Source organism: Mycobacterium sp. NGS16, assembly GCF_059813225.1.
Genome location: NZ_JCALEE010000012.1, coordinates 110859 through 125003 on the forward strand (window position 1 = coordinate 110859; position 14145 = coordinate 125003).

Sequence of the window (14145 nt, forward strand, 5' to 3'; positions counted from 1 at the left end):
CGTCTCGCACTACTCGGCCGATTCTGCTTTCACCAGGTCTTCATTGGTCGGACGCTCACCGGTCCACGACACCTGGAGCACACCAAGTGGTTCTGACTGGTCGAATGCTACCGCCCGCGCCCGATACAGTTCGAGCAGCGCCAGGAAGCGGCCGACGATCTCGATCGGTGCCCGGCAGTCGGCGACCAGTTCGGAGAACGACGCCCACTGTCCGGTACCCCTCCGCTCCAGCAGCCTCAGCAGCACACCGGCCTGCTCGGGCACCGACACCATCACCTGATGCAGGTGCTCGGTGCCGACCGTCGGGGCCGGTCGCGGGGTGAAGGCGGCCGCCGCGATCTGGGCGAACGATTCGGCGTCGACGCCCAGCATCACCTCGGGCAGCAGGTTGGCGAAGCCGTCCTCCAGCGACACCGCGCGCGGATAGCTGCGCAGCGCGGCAGCTTCGAGCTCGGCGAACATCTGCGCGACGTGCTTGAAGGCCCGGTACTGCAGCAGCCGGGCGAACAGCAGGTCCCGGACCTCCAGCAGGGCCAGATCCTCTTCGTCGTCGACCTGGCCGGCGGGCAGCAGCCGGGCCGCCTTGAGGTCGAGCAAGGTGGCGGCGATGACCAGAAACGCCGTCGTCTCCTCCAGGCCCAGCTGCGGGCCGACGTCGCGGGTGTAGGCGATGAAATCATCGGTGACCTGGTGCAACGCCACCTCGGTGACGTCCAGGCGGTGCGCGAAGATCAGCTGCAGCAGAAGGTCGAAGGGGCCCTCGAAGTTGGTCAGTCGAACGCGAAAACCGGTGGCAGCCGTTTCGGTGTCGGTCTCGGTGTCGGTACTCACGCGCCGAATCGGTCGATGACTTCGCGGGCCAGCGCGCGGTAAGCCAGCGCACCGCCGGATTTGGGGGCCCAGGTGGTGATGGGCTCGCCCGCCACGGTGGTTTCGGGGAAACGGACGGTGCGGGTGATCACCGTGTCGAACACCAGGTCGCCGAAGCGCTCCACCACCCGCGCCATCACTTCCCGGGAGTTGACCGTACGCGGGTCATAGCGGGTCAGCAGGATGCCGCTGATCTCCAGCTTCGGGTTCAGCCGGTCACGGACCTTCTCGACGGTGTCGGTCAGCAACGCCAGGCCGCGCAGCGAGAAGTACTCGCATTCGGTCGGGATCACCACCCCGTCGGCGCACGCCAGCCCGTTGACGGTGAGCAGCCCCAGCGACGGCTGACAGTCCACCAGCAGATAGTCGTAGCGGTCGAGCACCGGGCGCAGCGCACGGGTCAGCGAATGCTCCCGGCCCACCTCGTTGACCAGCTGGATCTCGGCCGCCGACAAATCGATGTTGGAAGGCACCAGGTCCAGATTCTCCACCCGGGTCGCCATGAGCACGTCGTCGATGTCGACCCGCGGCTCCACCAGCAGGTTGTGGACGGTGTGCGCCAGCTCGTAGTGCGGCACCCCGAGGCCCGCCGACAGCGCGCCTTGGGGGTCCAGATCCACCAGCAGCACCTTGCGGCCGTATTCGGCCAGCGCCGCGCCGAGGTTGATGGTCGAGGTGGTCTTGCCGACGCCGCCCTTCTGGTTGCACATCGCGATGACCTTGGCGGGGCCGTGTGTCGAACGGGGCTGCGGCTCGGGGATGTTCCGCGGTGGACGCCCGGTCAAGCCGACGCCGGGGGTGTCGTCGTCGCTCATGGCCGGTTCGGCGAGGTGGTGGCGGACATCCGAAGAAGTCTAACGGGTGACCGACGCCCGCACCTGCTACATGAACACTCCTCAGGCGTGCCGAGCGCCATAAGATCCACCCATGAGCCTCAAACGACACATCCCCTTCCTGCGGTGGTCGTTCCTGCGGATGGCGACCGGCGCGCGCAACATCACCACGACGGGCCAGATCGGCGACGGCCGCGAAGAAGCCGCCGTCGACTACGTGCTGTCCAACGCCCGGGCCGGCGATATCGACGACGTGCTGGCTCACATCGACGAGTTCGCCTATGAGAAGTCGCTGCTGATCAACATCGGCGACGAGAAGGGCGCGCTGCTCGACGCCGCCGTGCAGCGGGCCAACCCGACGCTGGCCCTGGAGCTGGGCACCTACTGCGGGTACAGCGCCCTGCGCATCGCGCGCGCCGCACCGGCGGCCCGGATCTATTCGGTCGAGCTCGCCGAGGCCAACGCCGGCAACGCCCGGCAGATCTGGGCGCACGCCGGGGTGGCCGACCGGATCACCTGCGTGGTGGGCACCATCGGCGACGGCGGACGCACGCTGGACGCCCTGACCGCACGGCACGGCTTTGCCGCCGGCGGCCTGGACTTCTTGTTCCTCGACCATGACAAGGACGCCTACCTGCCCGACCTGCAGAGCATTCTGGACCGGGGCTGGCTGCACCCCGGATCGGTCGTGGTCGCCGACAACGTCAAGGTGCCGGGCGCGCCGCGCTACCGCGAATACATGCGCGCCCAGCAGGGGTCGCACTGGGACACCACCGAACACAAGACGCATGTGGAGTATCAGCGCCTGCTGCACGATCTGGTGCTGGAGTCGACGTTTCTGGGCTAGCGGGCCCGAGGGTGGGCGCCGGCCCACACCTCGCGCAGCGTGTTGACCGTGACCAGCGTGTAGATCTGCGTGGTCGACACCGAGGCGTGCCCGAGCAGCTCTTGCACCACCCGCACGTCGGCGCCGCCGTCGAGCAGATGGGTCGCAAACGAATGCCGCAAGGTGTGCGGTGACACCTTCGCGGTGATCCCGGCCCGTTCGGCGGCGTCCTGCAGCACCTGCCAGGCGCTCTGCCGCGACAGCCGGCCGCCGCGGGCGTTGAGGAACACCGCCGCCGTGCCGCGGCCCCGGCCCGCCAGGCCCGGGCGGCCCCGCACCAGGTAGGCGTCCAAGGCCGCCACCGCGGGCCGCCCCACCGGCACCAGCCGCTGTTTGCCGCCCTTGCCGCGCAACAGCACCGACCGGTCGCGCACGTCGATGTCGTCGAGATCCAGGCCGACGGCCTCCGAGATGCGGGATCCGGTGGAGTACAACAACTCCAGCAGCGCCCGGTTGCGCAGCGTCAACGGGCCGTCCGAGGCGCTGTCGCCGCCTGCGCCGGCCAACAGCGCCGACACCTCGTCGATGCTCAGGCTCTTGGGTAGCCGGCGTCCCGGCGCCGGCGGCTTGACCCCGCGCGCCACATCCACAGCCGCCATGCCCTCGGCGGCGGCGAACCGGTGCAGACCCCGCACCGCGATCAGTGCGCGCCCGGCCGAGACCGCCGACAGCGCCGGCACGCCGTTTTCCGGATCACCGCGCCGCAGCGCCACCAGGAATTCGGTGACATCGCTCTCCCGGACGTCAGCCAGGTCCTCAACTCCGCGGGCCAACAGGTGCTCGCTGTAGCGCCGCAGGTCGCGCCGATAGGAGCTCAACGTGTTGGCGGCGACCCCGCGCTCGATCGTCAGATGATCCAGATAACCCTGCAACTGCCCGGTCAGCGGGGCTACCGGCCGGGCCGCCGCGGTCATGACCGGCTCTGCCTGGCGGCGAACGCGGTCGGCCTGTCGACCCATTCGGCGTCCACCGGACGTGGGGTCCCCAGACCCTGGCGGTACGTGTAGGCGGCCAGAATCCCCGCCACCGCAATCGCATTGACGATCTCGCCGCGCAACACCATCCTGGCCGCCTCGGCGAGCGGATACCAGCGCAGCGTGAGATCGGCTTCCTCGTCGTGGGCCTGCGGGCGGTCGACCTCGGAAAGGCCGGTGGCCAGATACACCCGCACCGACTCATCGGAAAAGCCCGGCGTGGAGTCCAGGTCGACCAGCACCCGCCAGGTGGTCGCCGTCAAACCGGCCTCCTCGACGAGTTCACGTCCGGCGGTCAGGTGCGCCGCCTCACCACGGACGTCGAGCAGTCCGGCGGGCAGCTCCCACAACCGGCGGCCGAACGCGTGGCGGTACTGGTAGATCAGCGGGATGTTGCCGGCCTCATCCATGGCCACCACCCCGACGGCGCCGTAGTGCTCCACCACATCGCGGGTGGCCGTCTTGCCGCCCGGCATCCGCACCTCGTCACGGCGCAGCGCGAAGATCTTGCCGCTGTGCAGCAGCTGCGACGAGGTGGTCTCGAAGACGTGGTCAGCCACGGGTTACGTGTTCCGGCAGGGCTTCTTGCAGCGGGTCGGTCAACGGCTGGGCGCTGCCGCCGTGCGCATCGGCTCCGTTCTGGGCATCGAGGGCCTCGTGATGTTCGTGGTGGTGCTCGGGGATCTCCACCGGCAGCCGCTCGGCGGCCTTGTAATCGATGGCCGCACCGATGAAGGCGGCGAACAGCGGATGCGCGCGGGTGGGCCTGCTCTTGAGCTCCGGGTGCGCCTGGGTGCCCACCAAAAACGGGTGCATCTCCCGGGGGTACTCGACGAACTCCACCAGCTTCCCGTCCGGCGAGGTGCCGGAGAAGCGCAGCCCGCTCTCGGCGATCCGGTCGCGGTAGGCGTTGTTGACCTCGAAGCGGTGCCGGTGTCGTTCGGAGACCTCGGTGGCTTGATAGGCCTCGGCCACAATCGAACCCGGTTCCAGCACAGCAGGATAGGCGCCGAGGCGCATGGTGCCGCCGAGGTCGGCGGTTCCGGCGACCGCATCCTGCTGATCGGCCATGGTCGCGATGACCGGATCAGGGGTGTCCGGATCGAACTCCGCCGAGCTGGCCTGCGTGATCCCGGCGGTACGGGCCGCGTCGATGACGATGCACTGCAGGCCCAGGCACAATCCCAGCACCGGCAGCGCATGGGTGCGGGCATAGGCGATGGCGCCGATCTTGCCCTCGATGCCCCGGATCCCGAACCCGCCCGGAATCAGCACCCCGTGCATCTCGCCGAGAGCGGCGGCCGCCCCGGCGGGGGTTTCGCACGCATCGGAGGCAACCCAGTTGATCTCGGCCTTCGCATAGTGGGTGAACCCGCCGGCCCGCAGCGCCTCGGTCACCGACAGGTAGGCGTCGGACAGGTCGATGTACTTGCCCACCAACGCGATTCGCACGGTCTCATGCGGTTCGTGGACGCGGCGCAGCAGCTCATCCCACTCGGTCCAGTCGACGTCCTTGAACGGCAGGTTGAGCCGGCGCACCACGTAGGCGTCCAACTCCTCGCGGTGCAGCACCTTGGGGATGTCGTAGATCGACGCCGCGTCCGGGGTGGAGATCACCCCGTCGACGTCGACGTCGCACATCAGCGCGATCTTGTTCTTCAGCGGCTCGGGCACATCGCGGTCGCAGCGCAGGATCAGCGCGTCCGGGGTGATACCGATGCTGCGCAGCGCCGCCACCGAATGCTGGGTCGGCTTGGTCTTGAGCTCGCCCGACGGGGCCAGATACGGCACCAGCGACACGTGCAGGAAGAACACGTTGTCGCGGCCGACGTCGTGGCGGACCTGCCGGGCAGCTTCCAGGAACGGCTGCGATTCGATGTCGCCGACGGTGCCGCCGATCTCGGTGATGACGACGTCGGGGCGCCGCCCCTCGGCGTCCGGCTCGGACATCGCCAGGATGCGCCGCTTGATCTCGTCGGTGATGTGCGGGATCACCTGCACGGTGTCGCCGAGGTACTCGCCGCGGCGTTCCTTGGCGATGACCGTCGAATACACCTGCCCGGTGGTCACATTCGCCGACCCGGGCAGATCGCGGTCCAGGAACCGCTCGTAGTGGCCGACATCGAGGTCGGTCTCGGCGCCGTCTTCGGTGACGAAGACCTCACCGTGCTGGAACGGATTCATCGTTCCCGGGTCGACGTTGAGGTAGGGGTCGAGCTTCTGCATGGTGACCTGCAGGCCGCGGGCGATCAGCAACTGACCGAGGCTGCTGGCGGTCAAACCCTTACCCAGCGAGGATGCAACTCCACCGGTGACGAAGAGGTGCTTCGGCTCGGTTTGCGGATGCTTTCGCAGTGGTGGCAACACCAACCTCCGTGACGACGGCGCAGGATTGAGGGCCTGCCGACCCACGGAATCTCACCCTAACATCGTCAGCGGCCCCCGGCCGCTGACACGCCCGGCCACGCCCGGCCACGCCGGCCGCGCCGTGTGCTCTACTGCGCCAGCGTGACCGAGCCGGCGCCGTGGCCGATGCCGTACTGCCCGGGGTGCCCGCCGTTGAGCAGGCTGCTCACCGCCATGACGGTGGTGATCCGGCCGGCCTCGAGGTCGACGTCGTCGACGGTGCTGACCGCTTCGGCGACCGCCGAATCGGTGCGGGCCATCGCGACGGCCGCGGTGCCCGAGGCGCAGCCGTCCCGGCCGGCCAGCACCGTCGCCGAGCCGTGCGGGGCCAGGGCCGCCGCGAACCGGGCCACGCTCACGCCACTGCTGCCGGCGTCGTCGGGCAGCGCTCCCCCGGTGACCACCACGGCCGCATCGGCCGGCGCGAACCGTTGGTCACGGTAGGTGATGAAACCGGTGTCGCGCAGCGCCGCCAGGACGGTGCCGCGCTGGGCGTCATCGACGGGGGGGCCGGGCCGAGCAGCCGGGTCGGGATGGCGCGAGTTGATCAGCAGCGCGATACCCAGTAGGTCGCCGGCCTGGGCGCCCGGGTCGATGAGCGTGGTGCTCAGTTGGGCACCGGCCGGCACGATCCCGGATTCCACCACCGCACGCAACTTCTCCTCGGCGTTGCCGCCGACGAACTGCTCCGTCAGAGCGACCGTGCCGGTGACGGATCCGCCCGCCTGGCCGATGATGCGTGCCACCGCCTCGACGTCGTCGGCGGCGGCGTCGGGGGTCGCAAAGATCACCGTGGACTTGCCGGTCAGCGCGTCATGCACGATCCGGGGTGCCATTGCCGCATCGAAATCGTTGGCGTTGCCGAGCCGCTCGTCCAGTGCGCTGCGCTGTGCGTGCAGCGCGTCGATCTGCGCGCGCAACTCCTGCTTATCGGACTGCAGGCTGCCCAACACCCGCCCCGACAGCAGCCCGGAGCCCAGCACGACGCCGAGCACCAGTGCCAGCAGCACCGCGGTCAGCGACATCGCGTGGTAGCGCGGGGTGATCATCGCAGTTCCCTTAGGTCACCCAGTGCTGCAGCCACTGCGTCAGGTGATGCCAGTAGTTGCTGAGCCAGTCGAGCACCACGGCGTCGGTCTGCGAGACCCACAGCGCCACGATGACCGCCATCAGCATCGACAGCACCAGCAGTGCAATCGCTCCCGCGGAGACCCGATTGCGGTACAGCGTGGCGACGGCGCGGGCGTCGACCAGCTTCTCGCCGACCTTGAGCCGGGTCAGGAACATCGACGGATTCGTCAGCTGACGGGTCCGGTCGAAGAACGTCTCGATGTTGGCGGTGTGCCCCGCCGTCACCAGCAGCGCCGCACCATGGTGGTCGGCCAGCAGCAGCGCCAGGTCCATGGCGGAACCGGCGGCCGGGAACGTCATCGCCCCCACACCCAGGTCCTGGATGCGCTCCAGGCCCGGCGCGTGACCGTCGGCGTCGGCGGGCAGCACCACCTGCGAACCGCACCGCAGCACCTCCGCGCTCATCTGGTCGGGGTCGCCGACGATCAGCTGCGGGCGGTATCCCGCCTTGCGCAGCACGTCGGCGCCGGCACCGATCCCGATCAGCACGGGCTGGTACTCCTTGATGAACGGCTTGAGACACTTGAGGTCGTCGGCGGCATCGGGTTCGTCGCCCACCAGCACGACGTGCCGGCGGCGCAGGTCGACATCGATCTCGGGGATCCCGATCCCGTCGATCAGCAGCGGGCTCTCGCTGCGGATGAACTCGATGGTGTTGCCGGCGAAGGACTCCAGGTGAGCCACCAGTCCGGTCTTGGCCTCGAGCATCAGGTCGGCGATCTCGACATCGTTGCGTTCCACGCCGCGCGCCAACCGCCGGTCGCCGGAGTAGACGGCGCCGTTGTGCAGCCGGACCTTGGCGCCGTCGCGAATCTTCTTGAACACCGTCGGCCCGGCTTCATCGATCAGGGTGACGCCGTTGGCGACCAGCACCTCCGGCCCGAGGTTGGGATAGCGCCCGGAGATGGACGCCGAGGCGTTGACGACCCCGGCGATCTCGGCTTCCACCAGGGCGTCGGCGGTGATCCGGTCCAGGTCGAGAATGTCGAGCACCACGATGTCACCGGGCCCCACCCGCCGCAGCAACCGGTCGATGTCGTGATCGACGCGGGCCGTGCCGACGACACCAGGCCGGGAGGTGTTACGAGACAGCAGCGCAGGCATCTTCATGTCCGCGATTGTGTCCGGGAAATCCCCGAAATCGGGGAGGCGCGCCGTAACAACAGCACCACTAGTTACGAACAGTCACACCAGTCACACGGTTGTGGCCGGGGTGGCGCGGTCCGCGTCGCCGTCTTCGCGGGCCGCATTGAGGAGTTCCCGCGCGTGGGCGCGGGCCGTGTCGGTCTCGCCCAGCCCGGCCAGCATCCGGGCCAATTCGGCCACCCGGTCCTCGCCGTCCAGCCGCCGTACCCCGCTGGCGCCGTCCCGGCCGGTGGGCTCCACCATCAGGTGCACATCGGCATAGGCCGCCACCTGCGGCAGGTGCGTCACCACGATGACCTGGTGCGTGCGGGCCAGCCGGGCCAGCCGGCGCCCGATCTGCACGGCCGCGCGGCCGCCCACGCCGGCGTCGACCTCGTCGAACACCATCGTGGTGCCGGCCGAGCTGCGCGCCGACGACAACGACGAGGTGGCCAGCACCACCTCCAGGGCCAACATCACCCGGGACAGCTCGCCCCCGGAGGCGCTCTTGGCCAGCGGTAGCACCGTCATGCCCCGGTGCGCGGCCAGCCCGAACTCGACGTCGTCGATACCGTCGGCGCCGGCATGCACGGTCTGCCCGGACGGCAACCGCAGGGCGGCCGGGTCGTCGTCGGCGGCCGGGCTGTGGCTCACCCGGATGCTGAATTCCGCGTCGGCCATCGCCAGCCCGGACAGCTCGGCGCTGACCGCCTTGGCCAACCCGCGAGCCGCTTTGCCGCGCGCGGCGCTGAGCTCGGTGGCCGTCTTCACCACCTGCTCGGCGAGCTCGTCGACGCGGCGGGCCAGCCCGGCGAGCGCTTCTTCGGAGACGTCGAGCTGAGCCAGCCGGTCCCGCGACTGCGCCGCCCAGGCCAGCACCCCATCGATGTCGGCGGCGTATTTGCGGGTCAGGATGCGCAGCTCGGCCTGCCGCGCCAGCTTGGCGTCCAGCGCGTCGGCGCCGGTGGGCAGCTCGTCGAGGTAGCCGCCGAGTTCGCGGGCCACATCGCCGACCACCGTGAGCGCCTCGCCGAGCTGTTCGCCCAGCGCCTGCAGGGCGGTGTCGTCGGTGGCGGTCAGCGCCGCCTTGGCCTGCCCGAGCCGGTCGGTGGCCGAGGACGCCACCATCTCGTCATCGGCGCCGTCCAGTGCGGCCCGCGCCCCCGACGCCGCGGCGCGCAGCGCGTCGAGCTCGGAGAGCCGACGGATCTCGACCGTCAGTGCGTCGTCCTCTCCGGGGTGCGGATCGACGGCGTCGATCTCCCGCAGCGCGAAGGTGAGGCGGTCGGCTTCCTGGGCCAGTTCCCGGGCACGGTTGCCGCGATCGACGAGTTCGCGTCGCGCCGCCAACCAGGCCTCCCGGGCGCTGCGGTAGCGCTCCAGCCGGGCGCCGACCGCGGCGAACCGGTCCAGCGCCGCGCGCTGCTCCTCCGGGCGCATCAACCGCAGCTGGTCGTTCTGGCCGTGCAGGGTCAGCAGCCCGCCGGTGAAACCGCTCAGCGACTTGGCGGGCACCCCGCGACCGCCGAGGTAGGCCCGCGACGGGCCGTCGGCGCTGACTGAGCGCGCGGCGATCACGCTGCCGTCCTCGTCGCGCTCGGCGCCGGAGGCCTCCAGGATCTCGTCGATCTGCGCGGCGGCCGCCGGCGCCAGATCGGCGGTGCAGAACCGGCCCTCCACCACCGCGCGGGCCGCCCCCGAGCGCACCCTGGTGGCGTCGGCGCGGGCGCCCCCGAGCAGGTGCAGCCCGGTGACGACCATCGTCTTGCCGGTACCGGTCTCCCCGGTCAATACGGTCAGTCCACGGTCGAATTCGGCGGTCGCCGCGCGGATCGCACCCAGCGACTCAATGCGGATCTCCGTCAGCACTCGACTACTGCCCGCGCCAGCCGGTCACCGGCAGCCGGAATTTGCGCACCAGCCGGTCGGTGAACGGGGACCGCCCCAGCCGCGCCCATTTGACCGGGGTGACCCCGCGTTGCACCTCGAGGCGGCCACCCGCGGGCACCAGCATCTTGCGCCGGCCGTCGCAGAACACCAGCGCATTGTGCCCATCGCTCTCGACTTCGATCGCGATCGTGGACTCGGGGCTGGTGACCATCGGCCGGGCGAACAAAGCGTGGGCGTTGTTGGGCACCACCAGGATCGCGTCCAAGTCGGGCCAGAGCACCGGCCCGCCCGCGGAGAACGCATAGGCGGTGGAGCCGGTCGGTGTCGAGATCAACATGCCGTCGCAGCCGAACGTCGACACCGGCCGGCCGTCCACCTCGACGACCACGCCGAGCACGCCTAGCCGCGGGCCCTTCTCCATGCTCGCCTCGTTGAGCGCCCAGCCGCGGTCGATGATCTGCCCGTCGGCGCGCACCACCACGTCCAGCGTCATCCGGTCCTCCACCCGGTAGTCCCGGGCGATGATGTGGTCGAGGACCCGGTCGATGTGGTCGGCTTCGGCCTCGGCCAGGAAGCCGATCCGACCCAGATTGACTCCCAGCACCGGGATGTCGGCGCTGCGGGCCAGTTCGGCGGCCCGCAGGAAGCTGCCGTCGCCGCCGAGGACCAGCACCAGTTCGCAGCCCTCGGCGGCCCGGGTGTCCGGGTCCACCACGTCGATCTCGACGCCGAGTTCACGCATGTCGTCCGGGGCCAGGTGCAGCGAGCCCTTGTCGACGGCTTCGGCGGTCAGCACCCGCAGCGTGATGCCGTGGTCACCCAACACCTTCTCGACGCGGCGGGCGGTGTCGGTGGCCTCTTCACGCCCGGTGTGCACCACCAGCAGAACGGTGCGCTGTTGGCTCCCGATAGTCACTGGGGTCCCTTCGCGACGGCTTCCTTGACGGCTGCATCCAACGCATCACCGGTCAGCGGTGCGGCGGCGGCACGCAGATGCAGAAAGTATTCGACGTTGCCCGACGGGCCCGGCAGCGGACTGGCCGTGACCGCGACGGTGTTCCACCCGAGGTCTGCCGCCCGATGCGCCACCGCGCGCACCGCGTCAGCGCGCAGGCCCGGGTCAGACACCACCCCGCCGGCACCCACCTGTTCTCGTCCCACCTCGAACTGCGGCTTCACCATCGGAACGATATCGGCGCCCGGTGACGCGCAGCCAGCCAGCGCGGGCAACACGGTGGCCAGCGAGATGAACGACAGGTCGGCGACGATCAAGTCGACGGGGCCACCGATGGCCTCGGGCGTCAGGCCCCGGACGTTGGTGCGTTCGACGACGACGACGCGCGGGTCGGTGCGCAGCGCCCAGGCCAACTGGCCGTAGCCGACGTCGACGGCGATCACCCGGGCCGCGCCCCGGTCCAGCAGCACTTCGGTGAATCCGCCGGTCGATGCGCCGGCATCCAGGCAGTGCCGGGCGGCGACGGTGATGCCGAAGGTGTCCAGGGCACCGATCAGCTTGTGCGCCCCGCGCGACACCCAGCTGCGTTCGCCATCATCGACGACGGCCAAGGCGGCGGTGAGTGTCACCGCGGTGGCCGGTTTGACTGCCGGGATGCCGTCGATGGTCACCTTGCCGGCGCCGATCAATTCGGCGGCCTGCTGGCGCGAGCGCGCCAGTCCGCGCCGGACCAGCTCGGCGTCAACGCGAGCGCGCCGCGACATCTGCCCTCAGCCCTTCTCCACCGACTCCAGAGCGGCCACCAAGACCTCATGGGCTTCTTCGAGCCGCTGCGCCAACGCGTTGAGATCGCTATGGGCCGGCAGTTCGGCCAGCTCGGCTTCCCCGGGCAGCTCGGCCAGTAACGCCGCGATGCGCTCCCGGACATCATCAATCTCAGTGTTCATGGGTGCCACCAACGCTAGACCATGCCAGGTGGGGCCCCTTACGGCCAGGGGCCGAGCAGGGACCACTGTTGCAGAGCCTTGCCGGCGGTGTCGTCGGCGGACTCGACGGAAAACGCGCGCCCGGCCAGGTCGGCGTCGGCCACCGCACTGGCGAGGCCACGCACGATCGACAGCCCATCGGCGTCGTCGTCTTCGGGCTGCGCGGTGGCGACGGTGATCGTCGTACCGTCGACGCTGATCTGCCATTGCGGCTGCGGGCCGATGGCCGCCCGGTTGGCGTCGAGATGCAGCGATCGCAGATCGTGGCCGATGTAGGTGGGGCGTTGCTCGGCTACGGCGCCGACGGCGTCGCGTGCCGAGTTGACGCCGGTGAGCACCATCAGGCTCGGCAGCGCGGCGGCGTTGGCGGCGGCGATGTCGGTGTCCAGCCGGTCACCGACGACCAGCGGGGCATAGAACTCGCCGCGGGTCAGCGCCTCGGTGAGCAGTCCCGGGCCGGGCTTGCCCGCCACCTGGGGTTCGGCATCGGTGGCGGCCCGCAGCGCGGCCACCATCGATCCGTTGCCGGGCAGCAGGCCGCGCTCGGACGGCAGGGTCTTGTCGACGTTGGTGGCCATCCACATCGCTCCGGCCCGGATCGCCAGGGCCGCCTCGGCCAGCTCAGCCCAGCCGGTCTCGGTGGACAGTCCCTGCACCACCGCGGCCGGCTCGTCGGCCGCCAGCCGCACCGGTTCCAAACCGGCGGCGGCGATTTCGGCGGCCAGCGATTCGGTGCCGACTACCAGCACCCGCGATCCGGCGGGCAGTTGCCCGGCGAGCAGGTGTGCCGCGATCTGGGCGCTGGTGGCCACGTCCTCGGCGGCCGCGGTGAAGCCCAGTTGACGCAGGTGCTCGGCTACTTCGGCGGCGCCCCGAGAGGAGTTGTTGGTGATGAACAGCCCGCGGCTCTGCACCTGCGCCAGGGTCTCGACGGCTCCCACGGTGGGTTCGCCACCGCGGAACACCGTGCCGTCGAGATCGAGTAGCAGACAGTCGTATTCGTCTGCCAGTGTGGCGGAGCCGCCCAGTTCGGCGATCCGCTCCTCGACATCGGTCACGCCTTCGGTGTCGGCTGCCGCGGCCTTGAGGAACCAGTCCAGCGCCTCGGCGTCGCGGCCCAGGGCCACCAGGGTCTCGGCGTGGGCGTAGTGCAGCCGGGCCACCGTCGACCCGGTGCGTTCGGGGTCGGTCGGCGCCGCCGCCAGCACCGTCAGCGCCTGCTCCAGCTGGCCCAGGTCGGCGCGGGCGCCGGCGACGACGATCCGCAGTTCGTCAGCCTCGTCGCCCTCCAGTTGGGCGGCTTCGGGGCTGGCGGCCAGTTCGATCGCCCGCTGCGGCCGGCCCAGGCCGCGTTCACAGTCGGCGATCAACGGCAGCAGCGCGGATTTGCTGCCCATCCGGCGCGCGGCGCGCAGCTCGGCCAGCGCCTGTGTCCAGTCGCCGCAGTGGTAGGCCGCGATCCCGACCGCCTCGCGTACGGCGGTGATCCGTGTCGAGCGCGCCCGGGCCGCCTGGGCGTGCCGCAAGGCGGCCTGCGGGTCGTCGTCGAGCAGCATGCCGGCGGCCACCAGGTGGCAGGCCACGCCGTCGGCGGCGGACCGGCTCAGCGTGCTCAGTTCCCGACGCACTTCCGGGGCCAGCTGTTTGGGTTCGATCCCGGCGGGAAGCGGCGGGTCGTCGTAGCGCGGGGTGGGTTCCTCGCCGGCTGGCCGCGGCGGCCGTGAACCGCCGTCGTGATCACGCCGAGGCGCGGTACGACGGTCCCGGTCCGGTCTGGGGCCCCGAGGCGTTCGGCGCTGATCGCCGGTGGGTGGTGTGCGCCGCTGATCGCCGGCTCCCCGCCTTTGCTGCGGACCGCGTTGGCCACTTCCGGTGCCCCCGCGCGGCTGACCACGCCCGCCACTTGCTCTGTTGTCGACCACGGAAACCTTTCGCGCCTAAAACCTCGTGTAAGGATACGGGCCGCCGGCATTTCTCCGCCGACTGCACCGATCCCCGAACCGCGTGCCGAGCTGCCGGCTGACCAGGAATGCCTGCCCCGCGGGTCGTCGGCACAAATGATCGCCCGCTATTCGTGGGCGTGCGGTGT

At 70.4% G+C, this 14145-nt stretch carries 13 protein-coding genes and 1 pseudogene; 1 reads left to right on the forward strand and 13 read right to left on the reverse strand.

The window, feature by feature from the left end:
* Positions 1–9: 9 nt before the first annotated feature.
* Both AC5Y4Q_RS20345 and AC5Y4Q_RS20350 read right to left on the reverse strand, forming a co-directional pair.
* Entirely contained in the window at positions 10–840 is an 831-nt protein-coding gene (locus tag AC5Y4Q_RS20345) for a segregation/condensation protein A (RefSeq protein WP_499960115.1), read from the reverse strand.
* Entirely contained in the window at positions 828–1685 is an 858-nt protein-coding gene (locus AC5Y4Q_RS20350) for a ParA family protein (RefSeq protein WP_064920313.1), read from the reverse strand. Before AC5Y4Q_RS20350 ends, AC5Y4Q_RS20345 begins: the two co-directional genes overlap by 13 nt.
* A 112-nt stretch (positions 1686–1797) precedes the next feature.
* Between AC5Y4Q_RS20350 and AC5Y4Q_RS20355 the strand changes: the two genes are divergently transcribed.
* The gene (locus tag AC5Y4Q_RS20355) at positions 1798–2550 is read left to right on the forward strand and encodes an O-methyltransferase (protein WP_064920312.1); all 753 of its coding nucleotides are present in this window, start codon (positions 1798–1800) and stop codon (positions 2548–2550) included.
* Here the strand turns inward: AC5Y4Q_RS20355 and xerD are convergent.
* The 11 genes and pseudogenes from xerD to AC5Y4Q_RS20410 form a co-directional block, all read right to left on the reverse strand.
* The gene (gene xerD / locus AC5Y4Q_RS20360) at positions 2547–3503 is read right to left on the reverse strand and encodes a site-specific tyrosine recombinase XerD (protein ID WP_064920310.1); all 957 of its coding nucleotides are present in this window, start codon (positions 3501–3503) and stop codon (positions 2547–2549) included. The genes AC5Y4Q_RS20355 and xerD overlap by 4 nt on opposite strands.
* Complete coding sequence (locus tag AC5Y4Q_RS20365; protein ID WP_064920309.1) at positions 3500–4123, reverse strand: NUDIX domain-containing protein; 624 nt, start codon at positions 4121–4123, stop codon at positions 3500–3502. Before AC5Y4Q_RS20365 ends, xerD begins: the two co-directional genes overlap by 4 nt.
* On the reverse strand, positions 4116–5918 hold the full coding sequence (pyrG, locus tag AC5Y4Q_RS20370; RefSeq protein WP_082952477.1) for a CTP synthase: 1803 nt from the start codon (positions 5916–5918) through the stop codon (positions 4116–4118). Before pyrG ends, AC5Y4Q_RS20365 begins: the two co-directional genes overlap by 8 nt.
* Positions 5919–6058: 140 nt before the next feature.
* Positions 6059–7018, reverse strand: a complete 960-nt coding sequence (locus AC5Y4Q_RS20375; RefSeq protein WP_064920308.1) for a copper transporter — start codon at positions 7016–7018, stop codon at positions 6059–6061.
* Between the two features lie 10 nt (positions 7019–7028).
* Complete coding sequence (gene steA, locus AC5Y4Q_RS20380) at positions 7029–8210, reverse strand: putative cytokinetic ring protein SteA (protein WP_064920307.1); 1182 nt, start codon at positions 8208–8210, stop codon at positions 7029–7031.
* 84 nt (positions 8211–8294) lie between these two features.
* The gene (recN, locus tag AC5Y4Q_RS20385) at positions 8295–10094 is read right to left on the reverse strand and encodes a DNA repair protein RecN (protein ID WP_064920305.1); all 1800 of its coding nucleotides are present in this window, start codon (positions 10092–10094) and stop codon (positions 8295–8297) included.
* Between the two features lie 4 nt (positions 10095–10098).
* Positions 10099–11025, reverse strand: a complete 927-nt coding sequence (locus AC5Y4Q_RS20390; protein ID WP_064920341.1) for an NAD kinase — start codon at positions 11023–11025, stop codon at positions 10099–10101.
* Positions 11026–11027: 2 nt separating this feature from the next.
* Positions 11028–11834 carry a TlyA family RNA methyltransferase gene (locus AC5Y4Q_RS20395; RefSeq protein ID WP_064920304.1) on the reverse strand — a complete coding sequence of 269 codons (807 nt, stop codon included), beginning with the start codon at positions 11832–11834 and terminating at the stop codon, positions 11028–11030.
* A 6-nt stretch (positions 11835–11840) separates the two neighbouring features.
* The gene (locus AC5Y4Q_RS20400) at positions 11841–12017 is read right to left on the reverse strand and encodes a hypothetical protein (protein ID WP_165604348.1); all 177 of its coding nucleotides are present in this window, start codon (positions 12015–12017) and stop codon (positions 11841–11843) included.
* 38 nt (positions 12018–12055) lie between these two features.
* Positions 12056–13093, reverse strand: coding sequence for an HAD-IIA family hydrolase (locus tag AC5Y4Q_RS20405; protein ID WP_499960116.1), 1038 nt, complete (start codon positions 13091–13093; stop codon positions 12056–12058).
* Positions 13082–13978 (reverse strand): annotated as a pseudogene (locus AC5Y4Q_RS20410) (tetratricopeptide repeat protein); the annotation flags it as partial. The pseudogene AC5Y4Q_RS20410 and the gene AC5Y4Q_RS20405, both read right to left, overlap by 12 nt.
* Positions 13979–14145: the final 167 nt, after the last annotated feature.

Bases quoted from the DNA above. Each gene is read 5' to 3' on its own strand.
- AC5Y4Q_RS20350 (WP_064920313.1), bottom strand. From the start codon at position 1,685: ATGAGCGACGACGACACCCCCGGCGTCGGCTTGACCGGGCGTCCACCG.
- AC5Y4Q_RS20355 (WP_064920312.1), top strand. From the start codon at position 1,798: ATGAGCCTCAAACGACACATCCCCTTCCTGCGGTGGTCGTTCCTGCGG.
- xerD (WP_064920310.1), bottom strand. From the start codon at position 3,503: ATGACCGCGGCGGCCCGGCCGGTAGCCCCGCTGACCGGGCAGTTGCAG.
- AC5Y4Q_RS20375 (WP_064920308.1), bottom strand. From the start codon at position 7,018: ATGATCACCCCGCGCTACCACGCGATGTCGCTGACCGCGGTGCTGCTG.
- steA (WP_064920307.1), bottom strand. From the start codon at position 8,210: ATGAAGATGCCTGCGCTGCTGTCTCGTAACACCTCCCGGCCTGGTGTC.
- AC5Y4Q_RS20395 (WP_064920304.1), bottom strand. From the start codon at position 11,834: ATGTCGCGGCGCGCTCGCGTTGACGCCGAGCTGGTCCGGCGCGGACTG.
- AC5Y4Q_RS20400 (WP_165604348.1), bottom strand. From the start codon at position 12,017: ATGAACACTGAGATTGATGATGTCCGGGAGCGCATCGCGGCGTTACTG.